This window comes from Bacillus sp. JJ1521 (genome assembly GCF_036965165.1).
In the GTDB taxonomy this organism is placed as follows: Bacteria; Bacillota; Bacilli; order Bacillales; family Bacillaceae_L; genus Ferdinandcohnia.
Genome location: NZ_JBALOX010000046.1, coordinates 2,870 through 22,314, shown reverse-complemented (window position 1 = coordinate 22,314; position 19,445 = coordinate 2,870). Strand labels below are relative to the sequence as shown.

The 19,445-nt window shown below is 37.4% G+C and carries 14 protein-coding genes and 1 pseudogene; 13 read left to right on the top strand and 2 right to left on the bottom strand.

Translation table 11 applies throughout. The features are described from left to right. Positions 1 to 34 precede the first annotated feature (34 nt). On the bottom strand, positions 35 to 1,393 hold the full coding sequence (locus V7147_RS08010; RefSeq protein ID WP_335367323.1) for a YheC/YheD family endospore coat-associated protein: 1,359 nt from the start codon (positions 1,391 to 1,393) through the stop codon (positions 35 to 37). Between the two features lie 172 nt (positions 1,394 to 1,565). Here V7147_RS08010 and V7147_RS08005 point away from each other — a divergent pair, with 172 nt between their 5' ends. The 7 genes and pseudogenes from V7147_RS08005 (at position 1,566) to V7147_RS07975 (ending at position 9,897) form a co-directional block, all read left to right on the top strand. Continuing rightward, positions 1,566 to 2,699 carry a DUF445 domain-containing protein gene (locus tag V7147_RS08005; RefSeq protein ID WP_335367322.1) on the top strand — a complete coding sequence of 378 codons (1,134 nt, stop codon included), beginning with the start codon at positions 1,566 to 1,568 and terminating at the stop codon, positions 2,697 to 2,699. 84 nt (positions 2,700 to 2,783) lie between these two features. Next, complete coding sequence (locus V7147_RS08000; protein WP_335367321.1) at positions 2,784 to 3,140, top strand: YlbF family regulator; 357 nt, start codon at positions 2,784 to 2,786, stop codon at positions 3,138 to 3,140. A gap of 132 nt (positions 3,141 to 3,272) precedes the next feature. After that, positions 3,273 to 4,136, top strand: a complete 864-nt coding sequence (locus tag V7147_RS07995; protein WP_335367320.1) for a Cof-type HAD-IIB family hydrolase — start codon at positions 3,273 to 3,275, stop codon at positions 4,134 to 4,136. 343 nt (positions 4,137 to 4,479) lie between these two features. After that, the gene (locus V7147_RS07990; protein WP_335367319.1) at positions 4,480 to 5,994 is read left to right on the top strand and encodes a coproporphyrinogen III oxidase; all 1,515 of its coding nucleotides are present in this window, start codon (positions 4,480 to 4,482) and stop codon (positions 5,992 to 5,994) included. A gap of 222 nt (positions 5,995 to 6,216) precedes the next feature. Then, positions 6,217 to 7,340 (top strand): annotated as a pseudogene (locus V7147_RS07985) (acyl-CoA dehydrogenase family protein). A gap of 40 nt (positions 7,341 to 7,380) precedes the next feature. After that, positions 7,381 to 9,000, top strand: coding sequence for a long-chain fatty acid--CoA ligase (locus tag V7147_RS07980; RefSeq protein WP_335367318.1), 1,620 nt, complete (start codon positions 7,381 to 7,383; stop codon positions 8,998 to 9,000). Between the two features lie 105 nt (positions 9,001 to 9,105). Next, positions 9,106 to 9,897 (top strand): enoyl-CoA hydratase, encoded by a 792-nt coding sequence (locus V7147_RS07975; RefSeq protein WP_438824568.1) that lies wholly within the window; start codon positions 9,106 to 9,108, stop codon positions 9,895 to 9,897. A 72-nt stretch (positions 9,898 to 9,969) separates the two neighbouring features. Here the strand turns inward: V7147_RS07975 and V7147_RS07970 are convergent, their stop codons facing one another. After that, entirely contained in the window at positions 9,970 to 10,152 is a 183-nt protein-coding gene (locus V7147_RS07970) for a YhzD family protein (RefSeq protein WP_335367316.1), read from the bottom strand. A gap of 148 nt (positions 10,153 to 10,300) precedes the next feature. Between V7147_RS07970 and V7147_RS07965 the strand changes: the two genes are divergently transcribed. The 6 genes from V7147_RS07965 to V7147_RS07940 all read left to right on the top strand — a co-directional run bounded on the left by V7147_RS07965 (position 10,301) and on the right by V7147_RS07940 (position 19,261). Continuing rightward, positions 10,301 to 11,200: an ABC transporter ATP-binding protein gene (locus V7147_RS07965; RefSeq protein ID WP_335367315.1), complete on the top strand. Its 900-nt coding sequence runs from the start codon at positions 10,301 to 10,303 to the stop codon at positions 11,198 to 11,200. Further along, complete coding sequence (locus V7147_RS07960) at positions 11,193 to 12,446, top strand: ABC transporter permease (protein WP_335367314.1); 1,254 nt, start codon at positions 11,193 to 11,195, stop codon at positions 12,444 to 12,446. Before V7147_RS07965 ends, V7147_RS07960 begins: the two co-directional genes overlap by 8 nt. A gap of 125 nt (positions 12,447 to 12,571) precedes the next feature. After that, the gene (locus V7147_RS07955; protein WP_335367313.1) at positions 12,572 to 13,804 is read left to right on the top strand and encodes a metallophosphoesterase family protein; all 1,233 of its coding nucleotides are present in this window, start codon (positions 12,572 to 12,574) and stop codon (positions 13,802 to 13,804) included. A 4-nt stretch (positions 13,805 to 13,808) separates the two neighbouring features. Continuing rightward, positions 13,809 to 16,826 carry an ATP-binding protein gene (locus V7147_RS07950; RefSeq protein ID WP_335367312.1) on the top strand — a complete coding sequence of 1,006 codons (3,018 nt, stop codon included), beginning with the start codon at positions 13,809 to 13,811 and terminating at the stop codon, positions 16,824 to 16,826. A 250-nt stretch (positions 16,827 to 17,076) separates the two neighbouring features. Further along, positions 17,077 to 18,021 (top strand): 3'-5' exoribonuclease YhaM, encoded by a 945-nt coding sequence (gene yhaM, locus V7147_RS07945; RefSeq protein ID WP_335367311.1) that lies wholly within the window; start codon positions 17,077 to 17,079, stop codon positions 18,019 to 18,021. Between the two features lie 397 nt (positions 18,022 to 18,418). Next, on the top strand, positions 18,419 to 19,261 hold the full coding sequence (locus V7147_RS07940) for a hypothetical protein (RefSeq protein ID WP_335367310.1): 843 nt from the start codon (positions 18,419 to 18,421) through the stop codon (positions 19,259 to 19,261). Positions 19,262 to 19,445 lie beyond the last annotated feature (184 nt).

Here is a 19,445-nt window from a genome sequence, read left to right as displayed (position 1 = left end):
TCATAAGACCCTCTCCTTTCTTAACTATCGTTTTTTAATCAAGGTTGGATAGAAAGACACAATGCTGTAAAATCGCTTTTGCACTTGGACGGATTCTGGTTGATAATCGATCCTGTTCCTGGTTTTTCGAAGGTTTTGTGTTGACCTCAATTATGGTGGGTTTACCGTTTACATCAAGCGCTAAATCGATTCCCAACTCTGCAAATATTCCATCGTCGGTTCCCTCGATAATCGCGGCAACCTCGAGTGCTATCTCTTTCATTAACCTTTTAATATGAGGTATTTGCTTACCATCAAAGTTTTCTAAAAGGACTTTATGGACCTTTTGCATTTCTCCACCTCTTGCAAGGTTCGAAACAAATTGATCCTTTGACGAGACTCGTGCAATAATTGAGGTTAGCTGCCATGCTTCACTGGTTTGTTTTTGACATAACACGCGAAAATCCAATGGTTTTTCTTTATATAGTAGAAGTGAAATACATTGCTGAACAATAAATGTATGTTGTTTTAGCCTTGAGAATAAGGATTGAAATAGGGAAGTGAAACTATGATGGACGGTCTCAATCTCACCTGAGAAGGTTGTATAATCCAATAAATATTTTTCTTCCTCCGTTTTATGAATTCGAAAAATATTTCTTCCTTGACTGCCATGGACTGGTTTTACAAAAACACATCCATATTTCTCGAGCATTTCATAGAGAACATCCTTACCCGTTAACAGCTCGGTATCAGGGAGATATGAATGGAGATGCTCCTGCTCCTTCAAGATTTCATGTACTTCCCATTTATTTAAAAAATGATCATTAAAATAGGGAACATTGTTCATCTGTAATTCATTAGTAAAGTCGGTAAACTTCCTGGATTGTTCCCGTTTGCGCGAATGAATCCGATTGTGGATAACCTGAGGGTACGGAACAGCTGACTTTTTCCACGATCCATCTATAAAGATATATCCATTATGGTTATAAAATGTATTTAAAGAGAATACATAAAAAAATACACCGACTTCATTTGCATACAAAGAGATTTCTTCACAAAATTCCTCGATTGAACCAAGTAGGATTTGATTGTTTTTTTCATTTACCTCTGTTAAAATTCCCACGACTGGACCGATTTCAAGTGTATGATTTGACTTTCTGAAAAGAGTAATTGAAAAATTCTCAGCAGGAAGCTGTAATTCCTTTAAGATGAAATCATTACATTGAATCACGGGATCGCTCTCATTAATAGATACGATTTCGACGATAACACTATTCCTGCTGCAGGATAATTCAATTTTCTGTTGGTTTTGTAAGCCAAACTCTTTGAAGATGATGTCACTCATTTGTATCTGCAAAGGGGAAACCTGCGCGTTGGAAACAGGAATCACCTCGATAAGAATTTTTTCTGTCATCATGATAACCCCATTTGCGTAACTTGACGTTGAAACACTATAATTAATAAGGTGGTAATTTAAACAGGTAAGCTAATTAGTCATTTAAATAGGCGAATGCCTCATATCGTATCGTATGAAAAATAAGTAAAAACTGTTACTTAGTTAAAGTTCATTTTTAAAGGGTGATTGTATGAATTTATTTTTAATGATTCTATTTATGATGGTGGTTGGGGCTATCATTGGGGGAGTAACGAACCATCTGGCAATTAAAATGCTATTTAGGCCATATAAGGCCATCTATATCGCTGGAAAGCGACTCCCATTTACTCCAGGATTAATTCCGAAACGAAGGGACGAACTGGCATTTCAGATGGGAAGAACCGTAGTAGAACATCTATTAACGCCTGAAAGCCTAAAGCAAAAACTGCGGGATGAAAGTTTTGTCAGAACAATCGAAGGCTGGGCGAAAGAAGAGGTAGCCAAACTACTTGATACCGAAAAAAATTTCAACGAGCTTGCGGAACATGTAGGGATACATAATCTTGATGAAGTAGCAGAGGAAAAATTAATTAGTTTAATTGAAAAGAAATATGCAAGTATTTTAGATGAAATGGGAAAGAAAGAAATCGGGCATCTCATTCCTGAGGGGATTCTGTCAAAGGTTGAAATGAAAATTCCTGACGTTGCAGATTACATTGTAGAAAAAGGTGTTGAGTATTTCGAAAGCGGGGAAGGGAAACTTCGTTTAAAACGAATGGTTGACGAATTCTTGGCGACCCGAGGCATGCTAGGGAATATGGTTCAGATGTTTTTAGGGAACACAAGCTTGATGGATAAAATTCAACCTGAAATCGTAAAATTTCTAAGAAATCCGGGAACAAAGGAACTTTTACATTCTTTAATTGAAAAAGAGTGGAATAAGGTAAAATCCGGAGAGGTTAATAGAATTGTTGAACAGATAGGTTCAGAAAAAATTCTTACCTTCCTAAAGGAACAGACTTTACACATCTTTCCTGTTAAGAAATATCTTGCAACTCCTGCAAATGTGGTTTTACTACCATATAAAGAGAAAATCCTTGAAGATTTTGTTCCTAAAGGAATTGAAATGGCAGGCGAATTAGTAGCAAACCACTTGGAAAAAATGATGAAAAGCCTCAAGCTGGAGGAAATTGTAAAAGACCAGGTTGGCACATTTTCTGTGGAGCGCTTGGAGGAGATGGTGCTAGGCATCTCCAAACGCGAATTCAAGATGATTACGTATCTAGGAGCATTGCTCGGTGGGATCATCGGGATTTTTCAAGGAATTATTGCACAATTTTTTTAATACACATGAATTGAGTGGAAATGTTTGTTATAGTGGTAAAGAACCATTTTGCTCGAATAAAATCTGGAAAAGGAGGTAGGTAAAATGGGTGTAAATTTATATGATGTTGCGTATGGTGTTGAAAAGGCGATTCGTGAGAGTGATGAGTATAAACAATTAAAGCAACTATATGGCCAAGTCAACAATGATCCAGGAGCGAAAAAATTATTTGAAAGCTTCCGAAACATTCAATTATCCCTTCAACAAAAACAAATGATGGGTGAAGATATTTCACAAGAAGAAGTAGAGCAGGCTCAAAGACAAGTAGCACTTGTTCAACAGCATCCAACAATTGCAAGGCTTATGGAAGCAGAGCAACGTATGAGCGTTGTTATCGGTGAACTTAATCAAATCATGCTTAAGCCACTTGAAGAATTATATGGCAGTATGGACCAACAATAAGGATTATTTGAACCCTACGCGAATCGGCGGGGGTTCTTTTTGTTTCTGAGGGAAACCAAAAGTTCTATTCCATTTTATTTTTTCATAACCATATGTAAAGGGACACTCAACATCGAGAAGGAGGACCTGCATATGTATAGGCTACTAGCAATAAATGTTGATGGAACATTACTGCGCCCAAATGGTCGGCTTCAAAGTGGAACAAAAGAAGCTATTGATTATGTCAGAGCAAAGGAAGTTTATGTGACTCTCGTAACAAGGCGTCACTTCCCATCGACAAAAAAAATAGCTAAGGCATTAAAGCTAGACTCATTGTTAATTACGCATAATGGTGGATTCATCGGCGAAGATCTAAATGATCCTATTTATGTAAAACGAATATCTGAAGAGAAAACATTTAACATTGTCCAGGTATTAGAAAACTTTAAATGTAGTATTCGCCTTCAGCATGAAAAGTTTTCAATCGGTAATCGGATGAGGTTCCCCGGCAATCTTATCGCAAAAGCGATGTTTGGTTCAGGCGACCCACTCTTTTATCCAATGCAATTTGTCGATTCACTAGGTGACCATTTAACCGACAATCCTGTTTCACCACCCAAAATTGAGGTGTATTCACAAAGTAAAGATGAACTGGTAACGATTAAGGAAACGATGAATGAGCACTTCCAGGACATCGAAGTCGATATAACGGAACCACATAAGTTAGAAATCACACCATTAGGAGTTTCTAAGCTTAATGGGTTAAAAACATTAGCTAATCATTTAAATATCCCATTACATGAAACAGTGGTCATCGGTGACTCAGCCGATGATATTGATATGATCCAATCCGTTGGGCTAGGAGTTGCGATGTGGAATGCCCCGAAGGAAGTTAAATTTGCGGCAGACTGGGTAACTCGTTCCAACAATCTGAATGGCGTCTCCTATATGATTAAGGAGCATTTCCGAAAGCAGCAGAGAATTGATTTTTTAAAACAAATCAAAATTGAAAAATAAAAATGAATTATACCTCCACAGTTTGTGGGGGTTTTTAACTTTATTCATTCGGGGTTCAAACCCCGAATGAAATTATGGAACCCAGACTAAGAACGCCACATCCTGTGGCAACGTCTGAGTGACCAACCTCGTGTTGGCCTAAAGCCTCCGGCTGATGCCACAATTTTTCAAAGGTAATTTTTCGAGCAGTAAGATCAAAGACTAAAAACGCCACATCCTGTGGGCATAAAATCTGGGCACAAATACGCCTTGGCGTATTTGATTGGGAAAACTCTCATATTGCTTAAAAAACCTACATTCTGTACACTTATATAAGCTAATTTTTTGAAAAGGTGAGAAAATCATGCGTATTTTGTTCAAAGGACTCGAGGATGACCGGTTTATTCGACCATTACAGCTCATCACGAATCTATTTTACGAAGAAAGTGAACTTTCAATTACAAATCTAGAAAATCCAGAACTTATAGTAGACTTTCAATATGAATATAACAATCCTCTCATTTCCACATATGCAAAGCTGACTGATATGAAGTCGGGCAATGAATTCGAGGGAAGCTATAGTAAAGATTTTCAACCATTTGAGAATGAAAAAGAGCTATTTAAAGGGATTAAAAATGCAGTCTCTCACGTGTACGTGATGGTACTACAAGACTACACAGGTATAATTCAACCATGGGGAATGCTTACTGGTATCCGACCCACAAAGCTTTTACACAAAAAAAATCAAATGGGCATTTCTCCTGAAATAGCACATAAACAATTAAAAGAAGATTATTTAATTTCCGATGAAAAACTGGATTTAATGCGCCAAATTGTTGACCGTCAGCTTACAATGGTGCCAGATTTATATCAACTTCAAAATGAAGTGAGTATCTATATTGGGATTCCTTTCTGCCCGACGAAATGTGCCTATTGTACATTCCCAGCATATGCAATCAATGGAAGGCAAGGCTCAGTCGATTCCTTCCTTGGCGGACTTCATTACGAAATGCGCGAGATGGGGCGTTGGTTAAAAGAGAACAATATAAAAATAACCACCGTCTATTATGGTGGTGGAACCCCTACAAGTATTACAGCTGAAGAGATGGACATGCTGTATGAAGAAATGTATCAGTCCTTCCCTGATGTGCAAAATATCCGAGAAATCACTGTTGAAGCGGGAAGACCTGACACGATTACACCTGAAAAACTTGATGTTCTTAAAAAGTGGAATATTGATAGAATCAGTATTAATCCACAGTCTTATATTCAGGAAACATTAAAAGCAATCGGCCGTCATCACACTGTGGAGGACACGATAGAGAAATTCCATTTAGCACGCCATATGGGAATGAACAACATCAATATGGACTTAATTATCGGCCTACCAGGTGAAGGAGTGGAAGAGTTCAACTATACACTTTCTGAGACTGAAAAACTGATGCCTGAATCATTAACCGTTCATACTCTATCATTTAAGCGTGCATCTGAGATGACACGTAACAAGGAAAAATATAAGGTAGCGGGTCGTGAAGAAATTACCGACATGATGAACAACGCTTCAGCTTGGACGAAGGCACATGGCTATGTACCTTACTATTTATATCGCATGAAAAACATCCTTGGTAACCTAGAAAATGTTGGTTATTCGCTTCCTGGTCAAGAGAGCATCTACAATATTATGATTATGGAAGAAATGCAAACGATTATTGGACTAGGATGTGGAGCAGCTAGTAAATTTGTTGATCCAGTAACAGGAAAAATTATTCAGTTTGCAAACCCGAAGGATCCAAAATCCTACAATGACAATTTTATGGATTATACGAATAAAAAAATCGATATATTAAACGAACTATTCGGAGTTGCAAAAGGGGTATAGGAAACTATGCCCCTTTTTTGGGAAAAATAGAGGATTTTTCTTCTAAATGAGGAATTATTCAAGTGATGGACTTCATAAAGATTAACAAACTTCAATTCTACACGTGTAAACGCTTACTTGAATACCTCTATCAGACAAAGCTATTCATATTTTCTACATAATACTTACTCATCATCACACATATATTTAAAGTAGCGAATCCTAACAACGGGAGGGATGACGATGACAGCACGTTATTTACAAGATGAGCATCGAATTTTTCGTGATGCTTTTCGAAAGTTCCTTGAAAAAGAAGCCTACCCCTTTTATAACGATTGGGAAAAATACAGGATGATTCNNAAATGGGAGAGAATGGCTTCCTTTGCCCATGGGTTGATGAAAAGTATGGAGGTTATAACGCTGATTTTGCCTACTCAGTCGTCATTAATGAAGAACTTGAACGAGTTGGTGCAAGCATGATTGGAATCGGCCTTCATAGTGATATCGTTGTTCCTTATTTAAACGAATATGGAACAGATGTCCAAAAACAAAAATGGCTCTCTAAATGTATCTCAGGTGAAATTATTACAGCGATTGCGATGACAGAGCCAGGTGCTGGTTCTGATTTAGCGGGGATTAAAACAACCGCTGTTAAGGATGGTGACTATTACATTGTTAATGGTCAGAAAACATTTATAACAAATGGCATCCACGCGGATTTAGTCGTTGTAGTGTGTAAAACAGAGCCAAAAGCAAAGCATAAGGGAATTAGTTTGTTAGTAATTGAAAGAGATACTCCTGGTTTTTCTAGGGGAAGGAAGCTAGATAAGGTAGGGCTCCATGCTCAAGATACAGCGGAACTAATTTTTGAAGATGCAAAAGTTCCTGCCGAAAATCTTATTGGAATAGAAGGTAAGGGCTTTTATTATTTGATGCAGCAGCTTCAGCAAGAACGGCTTATTGTAGCAATCTCCGCTCAAATCGCAGCTGAGACAATGTTAGAGCTAACGTTGAAATATGTGAAAGAGCGTGAGGCTTTTGGAAAATCAATAAGTAAGTTTCAACATGTCCAATTTAGACTTGCCGAAATGGCGACTGAAATCGAGATCGGCAGAACATTTTTAGATGATTTAATTGAACAACATATTGCTGGAAAGGATGTGGTGACAAAGGTTTCAATGGCAAAATGGTGGTTAACCGACATGGCCAAAAAGGTAGCAGCTGAATGCATGCATCTACATGGTGGTTATGGATATATGGAGGAATACGAGATTGCTAGAAGGTATCGAGACACACCAGTATCGGCCATTTATGCAGGTACAAATGAAATTATGAAAACAATCATTGTGAAAAATATGGGGCTATAAGGGTTCAACCATTATATAAATGAAATTGGGGGAATTGATTATGATGAATGTACCATTGCTAGTTTCTTCAATGCTTGAGCGAGCGGAAAGGTATTTTCCAAAGAAAACGGTTGTCTCGAGAACCTCAACAGGAATTGTCACACATACGTATAAGGAAATAGGTGAGCGAACACGAAGATTATCGAGTGCCCTCGAAAAAATAGGTGTGACGAAAGGAGACCGTGTTGGGACACTAGCATGGAATCATCATCGTCATCTTGAAGCATATTTTGCGATACCTGGAATTGGAGCAATCCTGCATACAATTAATATTCGCCTGACACCTGCGCATATTACCTATATCATCAATCATGCTGAGGATAAGGTATTGATTTTTGATGAAGACCTGCTTCCATTATTAGAAAAAGTAAAGGGACAGTTAAAAACAGTTGAAGCCTATGTCATCATGACGGATAAAGATGAATTGCCCAAGTCAAACTTAGAACCCCTATATCATTATGAAAAAATCGTAAGGGAAGGAAATCCTGCATTTGAATTTAAGAAAGATTTAGATGAAAATGATCCGATGGGAATGTGTTATACATCGGCAACAACAGGAAATCCAAAAGGGGTTGTCTATTCTAACCGTGGAGTTGTGTTGCATAGCATGGCACTCGGACTTGCTGATAGCGCTGGATTAATGGAAAATGATATTGCCATGCCGGTCGTTCCGATGTTCCATGTAAATGCCTGGGGCTTGCCGTTTGCTGCCACTTGGTTTGGAACAACCCAAGTTATGCCAGGACCCTATTTTACGCCAAAGATTTTAGCTGAATTAATAGAATCCGAGAAGGTAACAATGACAGCAGGTGTACCAACAATCTGGCTTGGCCTGCTTAATGAATTAGAACAAGGCAATTACGATACAGGCAGTTTAACACGCATTTTATGTGGCGGGTCGGCAGCTCCAAAAGGGTTGATTAAAGCTTTCGAATCAAAATATAAAATTCCATTTATCCATGCATATGGAATGACAGAGACAACACCTCTAGTTGTTTTATCTCGTCTAAAAAGCTATCAAAATGACCTTTCCGAAGAAGAGAAATTAGAAATTCGTTCAAAACAAGGCTCTCTTGTACCTTTAGTTGAAATGAAGGTCGTTGGAGCAAATGGTGAGGTTGCCAATGATGGAAAAGAAATGGGAGAGCTTTTATTAAGAGGGAATTGGATTGCTGACGAGTATTACAGGGATGAGAGAACGAACGAAGCGTTCCGTGATGGATGGCTCCATACTGGCGATGTTGTAACCGTTGATGAAGAAGGAGTCGTGAAAATAGTCGACAGAACGAAAGACTTGATCAAGAGCGGTGGGGAATGGATTTCCTCTGTCGATATTGAAAATGCACTCATGGCTCATGATGCCGTATTTGAAGCAACCGTTATCGCAGTCCCACATGAAAGATGGCAGGAACGACCTGTTGCATGTGTTGTGCTAAAAGATGCTGCAAAGGAGCAAACTACAAAGGAAGAACTGTACGAGTTTCTTAAGCCACTATTTGCAAAATGGTGGTTGCCAGACGATATCATTTTCATGGATGAAATTCCGAAAACATCCGTAGGGAAATTCCTAAAGAGAGCACTTCGTGATCAATTACAAGATCATTTGTCCAAGGTGAAATAATCTTAAGGCCATCCAAAAAACTTTGGGTGGCCTTGACTGCAGGAAACGCTTTCATTTAAATTGATATAATAGTATAATACCAGTAACATCATATAAGGGGGCTTAATAATGGCAACTGAACAAGTAGAAAAAGTGTTACTTCATATGGATGATCGAGTAGCGTATCTTACTCTAAATCGCCCTAAGTCACTAAATGCAATGGATGTTGACATGTTAAATCAAATATTACATAGTTTAAAAGAAGTAGCTGCCAATGATAACGTGGATATCCTTGTATTGGCAGGAAGTGGAACTGGTTTTTCCGCTGGCGGAGACATAAAAACAATGCTGAGCCGGGTAGATGATAATGAATTTGAACCAGTCATGGAACTAATAACAGAAATAACGAAAACACTTTATCTATTGCCAAAATTAGTCATCAGTGCAATCCATGGACCAGCAGCTGGACTTGGTTTAAGCCTAGCGCTAGTTGCTGACTATATTATTGCAGATCGACTATCTAGTACAGCCATGAATTTCATCCGTATTGGTCTGATTCCCGATGGAGGTGCACATTTCTTCCTTGAAAAAAGACTTGGTGAAGCAAAAGCAAAGCATGTGATTTGGGAAGGTAAGCAATTGTCACCTGGGGAAGCTTTGCATATCGGGTTAATTGATGAAGTTGCGGAGGAAGAACTGCAAACGGCGGTTATTCAAAAGGTGAAAAAGTGGAAAAAGAGACCAATACTTGCCATGATTCAAACGAAATCCATCTATAATCAAATGCACTTGCCAGAGCTTGAAAAAATACTAGAATTAGAAAAAATAGGTCAGCAAGCAATGAGAAATACAAAGGACCATCGTGAAGGCATTCAAGCCTTTTTAGAAAAAAGAAAGCCAATTTTTACTGGTGAATAAAGAAAGAAAATCCTGCAGATCATTTCAGCAGGATTTTTTTGCGAAATCAGGTACCCCAAACGGACTACCTGACTAACGATGAAACAACACTAATTTTCCAGCAGAGCTTGTGCAACGATGTGTAATTTCGAGATAATTTTTTTCTTTTAGAATCTTTTCCCCTGTCTCCTTTGCCTCTTTTTCAGTAGCAGCCTCAAATGATTCCTCAAGTAATTTTTCTCCCGTTTTATCAAACACAGTTAACACATAATTCATTGTCATTCCCCCATTTTTTCCTGATATTTAAAGTGTAGTTGATAGGTAAATTTCGTGCAACAAAATATCATTTTCAAATATGTTATGATAAAAAGTGAAACTTTTTACTAACTGAATCGTAGAAACTACTGGAAAAGGGGGAGAACAGATGGTATTACAACTAGAACATGTGACGAAACGATTCGGTAGCTTTACTGCCGTTGACAATCTGTCAATCGAAATTCCAGAAAGCGAAATGTTTGGATTTCTCGGTGCGAATGGAGCGGGAAAAACAACAACATTCCGGATGATCCTGGGATTATTAGATATCAGTGATGGCCGAATTAGTTGGGATGGAAAAAGAATTAATTATAATACAAGCAACATGGTCGGATACCTACCAGAGGAAAGGGGTCTTTATCCGAAAATGAAGGTGCGTGACCAGCTTGTCTATTTAGCAAGACTACGTGGCATGCAGAAACAGGATATTTTAAAACAAATTGATTACTGGTTAGAGCGATTTAAGGTACCTGAATATGCAACTAAAAAGGTTGAGGAATTGTCAAAAGGTAACCAGCAAAAAATACAATTTATTGCTTCTGTAATCCATAAGCCTAAGCTTCTGATTCTTGATGAGCCATTCAGTGGACTCGATCCTGTAAATGTTGAGATTTTAAAAGACGCGGTTGTGGATTTAAAAAATGCAGGAACCTCAATTGTGTTTTCCAGTCACCGTATGGAGCATGTTGAGGAGTTATGTGAGCATTTATGCATCATGCACCATGGAAAACCTGTTGTGCATGGGTCATTAAAGGAAATAAAGCGCTCGTTTGGAAAGAAAAATGTGATTGTACATGCTGATTTTGATATTAGTCATTTAAAAACGTTAGCAGGAGTAACAAAGTCTAAGGAAACAGCGGAGGGGCTTCATTTACAGGTCGAAAGTGAAGAGATTTCACAAAAAATCCTCGATTCAATTGCGGGCAAAGGTTTTGTTCGGAAGTTTGTCTTAGAAGAACCGTCCTTAAATGATATTTTTATCGAAAAGGTAGGTGCTTCCTATGAGTAAATTTTGGATTATTCTATTTCACACTTATGTGAGTAAATTAAAGACAAAATCATTTATAATCACTACGCTTATAACGGCACTCATTATTTTTGGTCTTGCAAACATTCAAACCATCATTGAAAAATTTGATAAAGACGAAACAAGTCATGTTGCTGTCCTAACTGAGTCAGAAGGACTTTATCAGGCATATGAACAAACTTTAACAGCAATGTCTAGTGATATTGTAATTGAAAAAATGAACAAAACGGAAGAACAAGCAAAAGAACTAGTAACTGCCGAAGAAATTACGGGGTATCTCATTTTGACAGAGACTCCTGAGGGACTTCCAGAAGGAGTATATAAAGCCCCATCTATTACTGATTCTGAGATTACTGGGCAGCTTGAACAGGCTCTTCAGCAATTGAAAGTAACAATTGCGACAACAAAAGCGGGATTATCCGCAGACCAGATTAATGAACTGTATGCACCTGTTCAATTTGAAAAACAGGCTCTTGAGGAAAATGCAAAATCTGAGGAGGAACTTAATCAAGCACGTGGTTTAGTGTATGTCCTTTTATTTGTCATCTATTTTGCAGTCATCATGTACGCAAATATGATTGCGATGGAAGTTGCGACTGAAAAATCATCCCGTGTTATGGAAATTCTCATTTCGAGTGTTTCCCCGATTAAGCAAATGTTTGGTAAGATTCTGGGTATTGCCCTATTAAGCTTAACCCAATTTGCAGTCATTTTAGGTGTTGGATATGCTTCCTTAAAACAAAGCATGAGTGGAATGGAAGGCGGATTTTTTGAAGTGTTTGGCTTTGGCGATCTGCCTGTTTCAACCTTTGTTTATGCAGGAGTTTTCTTTATTTTAGGTTATTTCCTATTCGCAACACTTGCTGCCTTTTTAGGTTCATTGGTAAGTCGTATTGAAGATGTTCAACAAATGATTACTCCGATGACCTTATTAATTGTTGCCGCATTTATGATTGCGATGTTTGGCCTAACAAAACCGGAATCATCTGTGATTACAATTACCTCATTTATTCCGTTTTTTGCACCAATGATCATGTTCCTACGGGTTGGGATGCTTACACTACCAACGTGGGAAATCGCATTATCTATTGGAATACTAGTGCTGACTATTACGTTATTAGCAATTTTCGGTGCTCGAGTTTACCGAGGTGGAGTCCTAATGTATGGTAAATCATCCTCCTTCAAAGACATTAAGAAAGCCCTACAACTAACAAAAAATGATAAATAAGAACCAGAGGAACCGTGGGGATTACCCCCACGGTTTTTCTTATAAAAAAAATCATTAAATAAGAACGTGCATTCGCATTAGGGTGATGGTAGAATAAAAGTAATAGAACAAAGGGGGCGCCTGAGATGAATTCGATTACTTTTTTACATATCGCAGATTTGCATTTGGACAGCCCATTTTCGGGGTTAGCAAACCTGCCGTTGGAAGTTTTTAAGCGTGTACAAGAAAGCACATTTACATCCTTGCGTAGATTAATCAATATTGCGATTGAAAAAAAGGTAGATTTCGTAGTTATTGCTGGTGATTTATTTGACGGAGAAGACCGAAGCATTCGCGCACAGTCCCGTTTTCGAAAAGAAATGGAACGACTAAAGCAGAATGACATTGAAGCTTTTGTCATCCACGGGAACCACGACAATCTAGGCGGAAACTGGCCACATTTTGAATGGCCAAGCAATGTCCATGTGTTTCAAAATGAAAATGTCGAGGTAATACCTTTTATTAAAAATGGGGAAAAAATTGCAAACTTATACGGTTTTAGTTATGCAAAGAGGGCCGTGCTTGAAAACAAAACATCCTCCTATGAAAAAAGGGAAGACGCACCATTTCATATAGGTATATTACATGGAAGTCGAGAAGGAGAAAGCAACCATAGCCGCTATGCGCCATTTCTACTATCAGATCTCCAGCAAAAAGGATTTGATTACTGGGCTCTTGGGCATATTCACACAAGAGAAATTCTCTCCGAGGATCCACCTATTATATATCCTGGCAATATTCAAGGAAGACATAAAAAAGAAACAGGTGAAAAAGGCGGCTATCTTGTAAAGCTTTCAAAGACTGGAGCTGACTATACATTTTTCCCGACATCGGACCTTATTTGGGAGAATACGACCATCGATATTTCTGAGATTGTTAGTTTTGACCAGCTTGTGGATGCGACGTTTTCCCATATAGAAGTTATTCGTAAAGAAAATCAGAGCTTATTTTTAACGGTTGAATATACAGGATCAGGACCACTCCATGACGGGCTTCAAGAAAAAGGAATGCAAGAAGACCTGCTATCCCTTTTAAACGATGACATAACTGAAAAGAACCTTGTTTATGTAGTGGAAATGAAACAACATACAAAATTAAATTTTGAACGTGAAAAAATAAGGCAGGACTCTCATTTTATTGGAGATTTGTTAGAAAACATGGAGACATATCAAGATTTTAATAAGGCACTACTTCCTTTACGGAACAACCAAAGCTTCCGCAGGTATATTGACACTTTTACGGGCGAAGAACTACAAGAAATACTTCAGGATGCTGAAAAGCTGATCCTACGGGAACTGTACCAATCAAATAGGAGGTGATGATATGAGAATCATTGGCATTCAGATTTACGGATATGGAAAGCTAGAAAATATTGAATTTGGAAATCTATCACTTAATCTTCAAGTTTTTTATGGTCAAAATGAAGCTGGTAAATCGACACTTATGTCCTTCATTCACAGCATTTTATTTGGCTTTCCAACGAAGCAACAGAATGAACAACGTTATATTCCGAAAACAGGAACAAAATATGGTGGAAAGCTTTTAATTCAAACTGATGAATACGGAACCGTTATGATTGAAAGACTGCCTGGAAAAGCGGCCGGTGATGTATCTATCTATTTACCGGATGGAACCTTTAAAGGAGAGGAGTTTATTCATGAACTTTTCCAAGGAATGGATAAAAACCTTTACCAAAATGTATATTCCTTCAATATCCATGGGCTTCAAGGTGTACATAATTTAAAGAGCGAGGATGTAGGTAGATTCTTATTTTCTGCCGGAACAGTTGGAACAGATGCCCTGCTTGAATTACAAAATAAACTAACGAAGGAGATGGATATTATATATAAACCTAAAGGGAAGAATCCTATCCTTAATACGGAATTGAATCGGCTAAAGGATGAACACGCAAAGGTTTCAAAGTGGCAAGAAAACAACAATGAATATGAAGAATTAATAGATGAACAGGATCGAATTGAAAAAAAATTAATAAAGCTAGACTCTAGAAAACAATCCCTAATGGAAAAAATTCAAGAATCCGAAAAACTACAATCGATTCAGCCACTATTAGAAGAATATCAAACCTTAGAATATCAATTGAAAGGTTTACCTGTGTTTGAGCCGTACCCAGAGGATGGATTGAAGCGTTTCGAACAACTTCAGGCACTAATTAAACCATATGAAGCACAACTAAAAACGCTACAAGCAAAATCATTTGAATTGGACAGAGAAAAAGGTTCAATCCAAATATCCAACCAATATCTCGAGAATGAGAAGCAGATTTTGGAATTGGTAGAAAATAAAAGCCTGTTTATTGAAAAACAGAACCGATTACAATTAGTTTTGAAAGAATTCCAACAGCTTGAGGAAGAAACATATCAACTAAAAAATAGACTTAATTTAGCAATCACAGAAGAAGAAGTTCAGAAACTTGACCTAAGTATCGCAGCAAAAGATTTATTTTCAGAAATTGTTTCCGAATCAGCACGGCATAAACAGCAGAAACAATTCCTAGACGATAACTTTACGAGAGCAAAGGCTACGTTAGAAAATAGTGAACATAAACTGAAGGAACTTAATCAGCAAATACTATCAAATGAGGAAAGAGAAATCCTTGAACAAAAGAAAAGGCAATTTACAGCTAAGGAAAGTATAGAAAAAGAAAAAGCCTTAATTGAAGATGAAATAAAACGAATCAATCAACAAATCCAAAGAGTAACAACAAAAGAAACGGAAAATAAGAGTAAGCTTACTCGTTTGTTCAATGGAATAGGATTTGTGTTGCTTCTTTCTTCTGTCTATTTTTATATCTCACATGAATGGGTAACAGGTGTGATATTATCCGTTCTAGCCATTCTTATGCTACCAATCGGAAAAATGGTGATTTCACTGATGAATTCTTCAATCATTCATGAGCTAAAGAGTAACAGAGAAAGTCTTTTGAAGAAGCTGGATGTAATTCAAGAAAAGTTTAAAAACTACAATCATATAGATGATGAGGTTATAACAGCAAGGCTTCTGCGTGATCAACAAGTAAGGCATCAAATCGAATTTGAAAATGTTACCATACAACAAAATGAACATGCATATGATAAAGTGCTGACAGGCTTTGAGGAATGGGAAAAAGCCGGCGTTTCTATTGAAGAAAAATCTTCAAACATAAAGACAATATATGGACTACCGCAGCAAGTTTCTAATGAACGATTCATGGATGCCTTTCAAATCCTTGAGGGAATTCGTGATAAGTCCATAAGAAAACAAAATCTTTTAGACCATAAAAATGAACTACAAAAAGAGATTAATGACTTCCATTCTAAAATGAGTAGGGTTGCAATTCTGTTAAACATACGGAATCAAGATACTATCAAAATCGATCAAATTGCAATCCAGTTACAGGAAGAAAAAAAGAAAAATGAACATCTTTCACAGGTCGAAGTGAAAATAAAGGATACAACTGACCAGATAGCGAAGCTCGAATTAGAAATGAACCACCTTCAAAAGGAATGTCAAATGTTATGGGACATGGCCAAGGTTTCAAACGAAGAAAAGTTTCGTGCAAAGGGACAAGCAAATGGTCATGCTAAAGAAATTAAGGAACGAATGAATCTGCTTAATGCCCAGCTCGACCGGTTTGGAGAGTTTGTAAACAACTGCAGTGTTGAAACAAATTATGAAAATCAAATTGAAGAAATGTCAGTCGAAATAACTCAACTTCGTGTACTTGAAAAAGAGGAGCAACGTCAGTTGTCTGCTATCAATCATCGTGTCCAAGAACTTGAAGATGGTGGAACCTATGCGGATTTTCTTCATTCCTTTGTGGCAAGTAAATCAATAGTAAAAGATCATGCAAAACAATGGGCAGCACTAGCTATTGCTAAGGATATTCTATCTAAAACTGTAGATCAATATCGAAACCTTAGGCTTCCAAAAGTTATTGAAAAGGCTGAGCATTATTTTTCGATATTAACAGATAAAAGATACAAAAATATCTATTTAGATCATGAAAAAGATGGTTTTATTGTTGAGGATGAAAATGGACTTCGTTATAAACCTAATGAACTTAGTCAGGCAACCTCAGAGCAATTATATATTGCACTTCGATTTGCACTCGCTAACACGATGCATCCAAATCAATCCTATCCATTTATTATTGATGATAGCTTTGTTAATTTTGATTCTTACCGATTATCGAATGCTATTCTCTTGATCAAAGAGCTTTCACAGGACAATCAGATCCTTTTATTTACTTGTCATCAACATGTTTTGGAAGGATTTGGAGTAGTTGAGTCTATCAAATTGGGTGTAGAAGAAATCAAGGAAAGCGATAAAAGTATGCTATAATTTTGATAGAAAATGAGAATGAAATAGAAGAGCTTTTAGATAAAAAATGGAACTTTATTCAGGAGAACTTTTTAAGAAGTGGGTTGAATGCGATATGAGTAACAATTTAAGTGGGAGTTCAATCCTAGGCTGAATAAAGTTAAGCCTCCGGCGGGTGCCATGATTTTCAAAGGAAATTTTTCGAGCATGCTCGAAAAAAATCAGGCGCAAATACGCCAAGGCGCATTTGATATATATAGGGGGAGTTTTTATGGTAAAGGGCATTGTTCATTATGATGTTGGACAGCAGGTTGATGTATTTTTATTTATTAAATCATCAACTAAAGGAATTGCGAGTAACGGGAAACCATTCCTAACGTTAATATTTCAAGATAAAAGCGGGGAAATTGAAGCAAAGCTTTGGGATGCAACACCTGAAGATGAAGTAAGCTATGCTCCTCAAAAAATAGTAAGACTTGCTGGGGAAATCAATAGCTATCGTGGTCGCAGCCAGTTAAAGATTCGAAACATCCGCCCTGCTACAGATTTAGATGGGGTTACAATTTCAGATTTTCTTGAAGTTGCACCAGTACCACAAGAAGAAATGGCTTCAAAAGTTACACAATATATATTTGAAATGAAGAACTCAAATATTCAGAGAATTACGAGACATCTATTAAAAAAACATCAAGCTGCCTTTTATGAATATCCAGCAGCAACCAAGAATCACCATGAATTCGTGTCTGGCCTTGCCTACCATGTTGTCTCAATGCTAGACTTGGCAAAATCAATTGCTCACCTTTATCCATCGCTCGACACAGATTTATTATACTCAGGAATCATCCTACATGATTTAGGCAAGGTAACTGAACTGTCCGGTCCTATTTCAACAACATATACAATAGAAGGAAATTTATTAGGGCATATTTCCATAATGGTAAATGAAATTGGACAGGCAGCAAAAGAACTTGGTATCGAGGGAGAAGAAGTTACTGTATTGCAGCATATTATCCTAAGTCACCATGCAAAGGCAGAATGGGGAAGTCCTAAGCCTCCAATGATCAAGGAAGCTGAAATTCTTCATTATATTGATAATCTTGATGCAAAAATGAACATGTTAGATCGCGCATTAGAACGTGTGAAGCCAGGTGAATTCTCAGAACGCGTCTTTGCCTTAGATAATAGAAGCTTTTATAAGCCAACCTTTCATCAATAAATTTTAACCTTATTCAGCAAAAGGCTGAATAAGGTTAAAATAGCCTCCGGCGGATGCCACAGATTTTTAAAGGAAATTTTCCAGCATTAACTGGCACTAAGCCCTCATGGAGGGCAACTGCCAGTAAAAGCCTGATTGGTTCAACTAACAATCTGTGGGATAAAGATTCCACAGATTGAAGTTTCACTGTATCTCGCATAGGATCAAAGACTAAGAACGCCACTTCCTGTGGCAACGTCTTTGTGACCCACCTCCTGTGGGCCTAAAAAATCTGTGCGCAAAGACGGTAAGGCGTCTTTGATACTATAAACTCGACTCGAATTTTAATGAGTCGAGTTTTTTTATAATATAATTTTACTTTTAATGGAAAGCTATGAAAAAAAGAGGTACGTAAAAAATGGTAAAGGTATTACTTCTATTATTTTCTTTGATCTTTTTAACTTTTTATTCTGCCGTCGAGGCAACAACTGAATTTGATGAAAAAGACAGCCCATTAAGTTTTAAAGTAGAAATGGTTCCATGGGAGATGGTGAATGAGATACTGCCTAGAAAATCCTTTTTTACAATCATTGATGTTGAAACAGGTCTTCAATTTCGTGTACAAAGAAGGGCAGGCAGCAGGCATGCAGATGTCCAACCACTTACAATTGATGATACGAAAATAATGAAAAAAATATACAGTGGGAAATGGAGCTGGAAGCGAAGAGCGATTATTGTGAAATATGGTGATCAAATGATTGCAGCTTCGATGCATGGAATGCCTCACGGGGCTGGTGCATTAAAAAATGGTTTTCCTGGTCATTTTTGTGTTCACTTCTTAGGAAGTACCACCCACAGTTCAAAAAAGCCTGATTTCGCTCATAAGCTTATGTTATTAAAGTCGGGGGGAAAGCTTGATGAGTATATTAGCAACGCTGATCCATATCATCTCATCGAAATATTTGCCACAGGAATTAATCAAACAGATCGGAAAATTATAAAAGAAACAATACTACCAAATTCAAATAATAAGAAGTTTTACAAAACGTTAAATCAAATTACGATATTTTCAATCACTAATATGTCCTATTTGCCGTTAAGTGATCTAAAGGGACTATTAAGTATGGAAATCCCTGTTGAAGTTGAAATATACCGAGAAAATCAAGGGAAGGAAAGAAAACAAATTGTTTTTATCTTGGTCCGTAACAGTATCGTTGATCGTTGGTATATCCAACAAAACGTATTGAAAAAACAACTCTAACTTTATTCAGTAGAAGTCCACTATTTCTAGTATGTAATGAAAGGTATAAAGTATAAAAATTGTGTAGGGTTTCAAACTCAGACTGAATAAAGTTAAAGCCTCCGGAGGATGCCACGATTTTTCAAAGGAAATTTTTCGAGCAGTAAGATTAAAGACTAAATACTCCACATCCTGTGGCAACGTC

What these genes read in the sequence shown, in the direction of transcription:
- V7147_RS08010 (WP_335367323.1), bottom strand. Translation starts at nt 1,393, where the DNA reads ATGACAGAAAAAATTCTTATCGAGGTGATTCCTGTTTCCAACGCGCAG.
- V7147_RS08005 (WP_335367322.1), top strand. Translation starts at nt 1,566, where the DNA reads ATGAATTTATTTTTAATGATTCTATTTATGATGGTGGTTGGGGCTATC.
- V7147_RS08000 (WP_335367321.1), top strand. Translation starts at nt 2,784, where the DNA reads ATGGGTGTAAATTTATATGATGTTGCGTATGGTGTTGAAAAGGCGATT.
- V7147_RS07995 (WP_335367320.1), top strand. Translation starts at nt 3,273, where the DNA reads ATGTATAGGCTACTAGCAATAAATGTTGATGGAACATTACTGCGCCCA.
- V7147_RS07990 (WP_335367319.1), top strand. Translation starts at nt 4,480, where the DNA reads ATGCGTATTTTGTTCAAAGGACTCGAGGATGACCGGTTTATTCGACCA.
- V7147_RS07980 (WP_335367318.1), top strand. Translation starts at nt 7,381, where the DNA reads ATGATGAATGTACCATTGCTAGTTTCTTCAATGCTTGAGCGAGCGGAA.
- V7147_RS07970 (WP_335367316.1), bottom strand. Translation starts at nt 10,152, where the DNA reads ATGAATTATGTGTTAACTGTGTTTGATAAAACGGGAGAAAAATTACTT.
- V7147_RS07965 (WP_335367315.1), top strand. Translation starts at nt 10,301, where the DNA reads ATGGTATTACAACTAGAACATGTGACGAAACGATTCGGTAGCTTTACT.
- V7147_RS07960 (WP_335367314.1), top strand. Translation starts at nt 11,193, where the DNA reads ATGAGTAAATTTTGGATTATTCTATTTCACACTTATGTGAGTAAATTA.
- V7147_RS07955 (WP_335367313.1), top strand. Translation starts at nt 12,572, where the DNA reads ATGAATTCGATTACTTTTTTACATATCGCAGATTTGCATTTGGACAGC.
- V7147_RS07950 (WP_335367312.1), top strand. Translation starts at nt 13,809, where the DNA reads ATGAGAATCATTGGCATTCAGATTTACGGATATGGAAAGCTAGAAAAT.
- yhaM (WP_335367311.1), top strand. Translation starts at nt 17,077, where the DNA reads ATGGTAAAGGGCATTGTTCATTATGATGTTGGACAGCAGGTTGATGTA.
- V7147_RS07940 (WP_335367310.1), top strand. Translation starts at nt 18,419, where the DNA reads ATGGTAAAGGTATTACTTCTATTATTTTCTTTGATCTTTTTAACTTTT.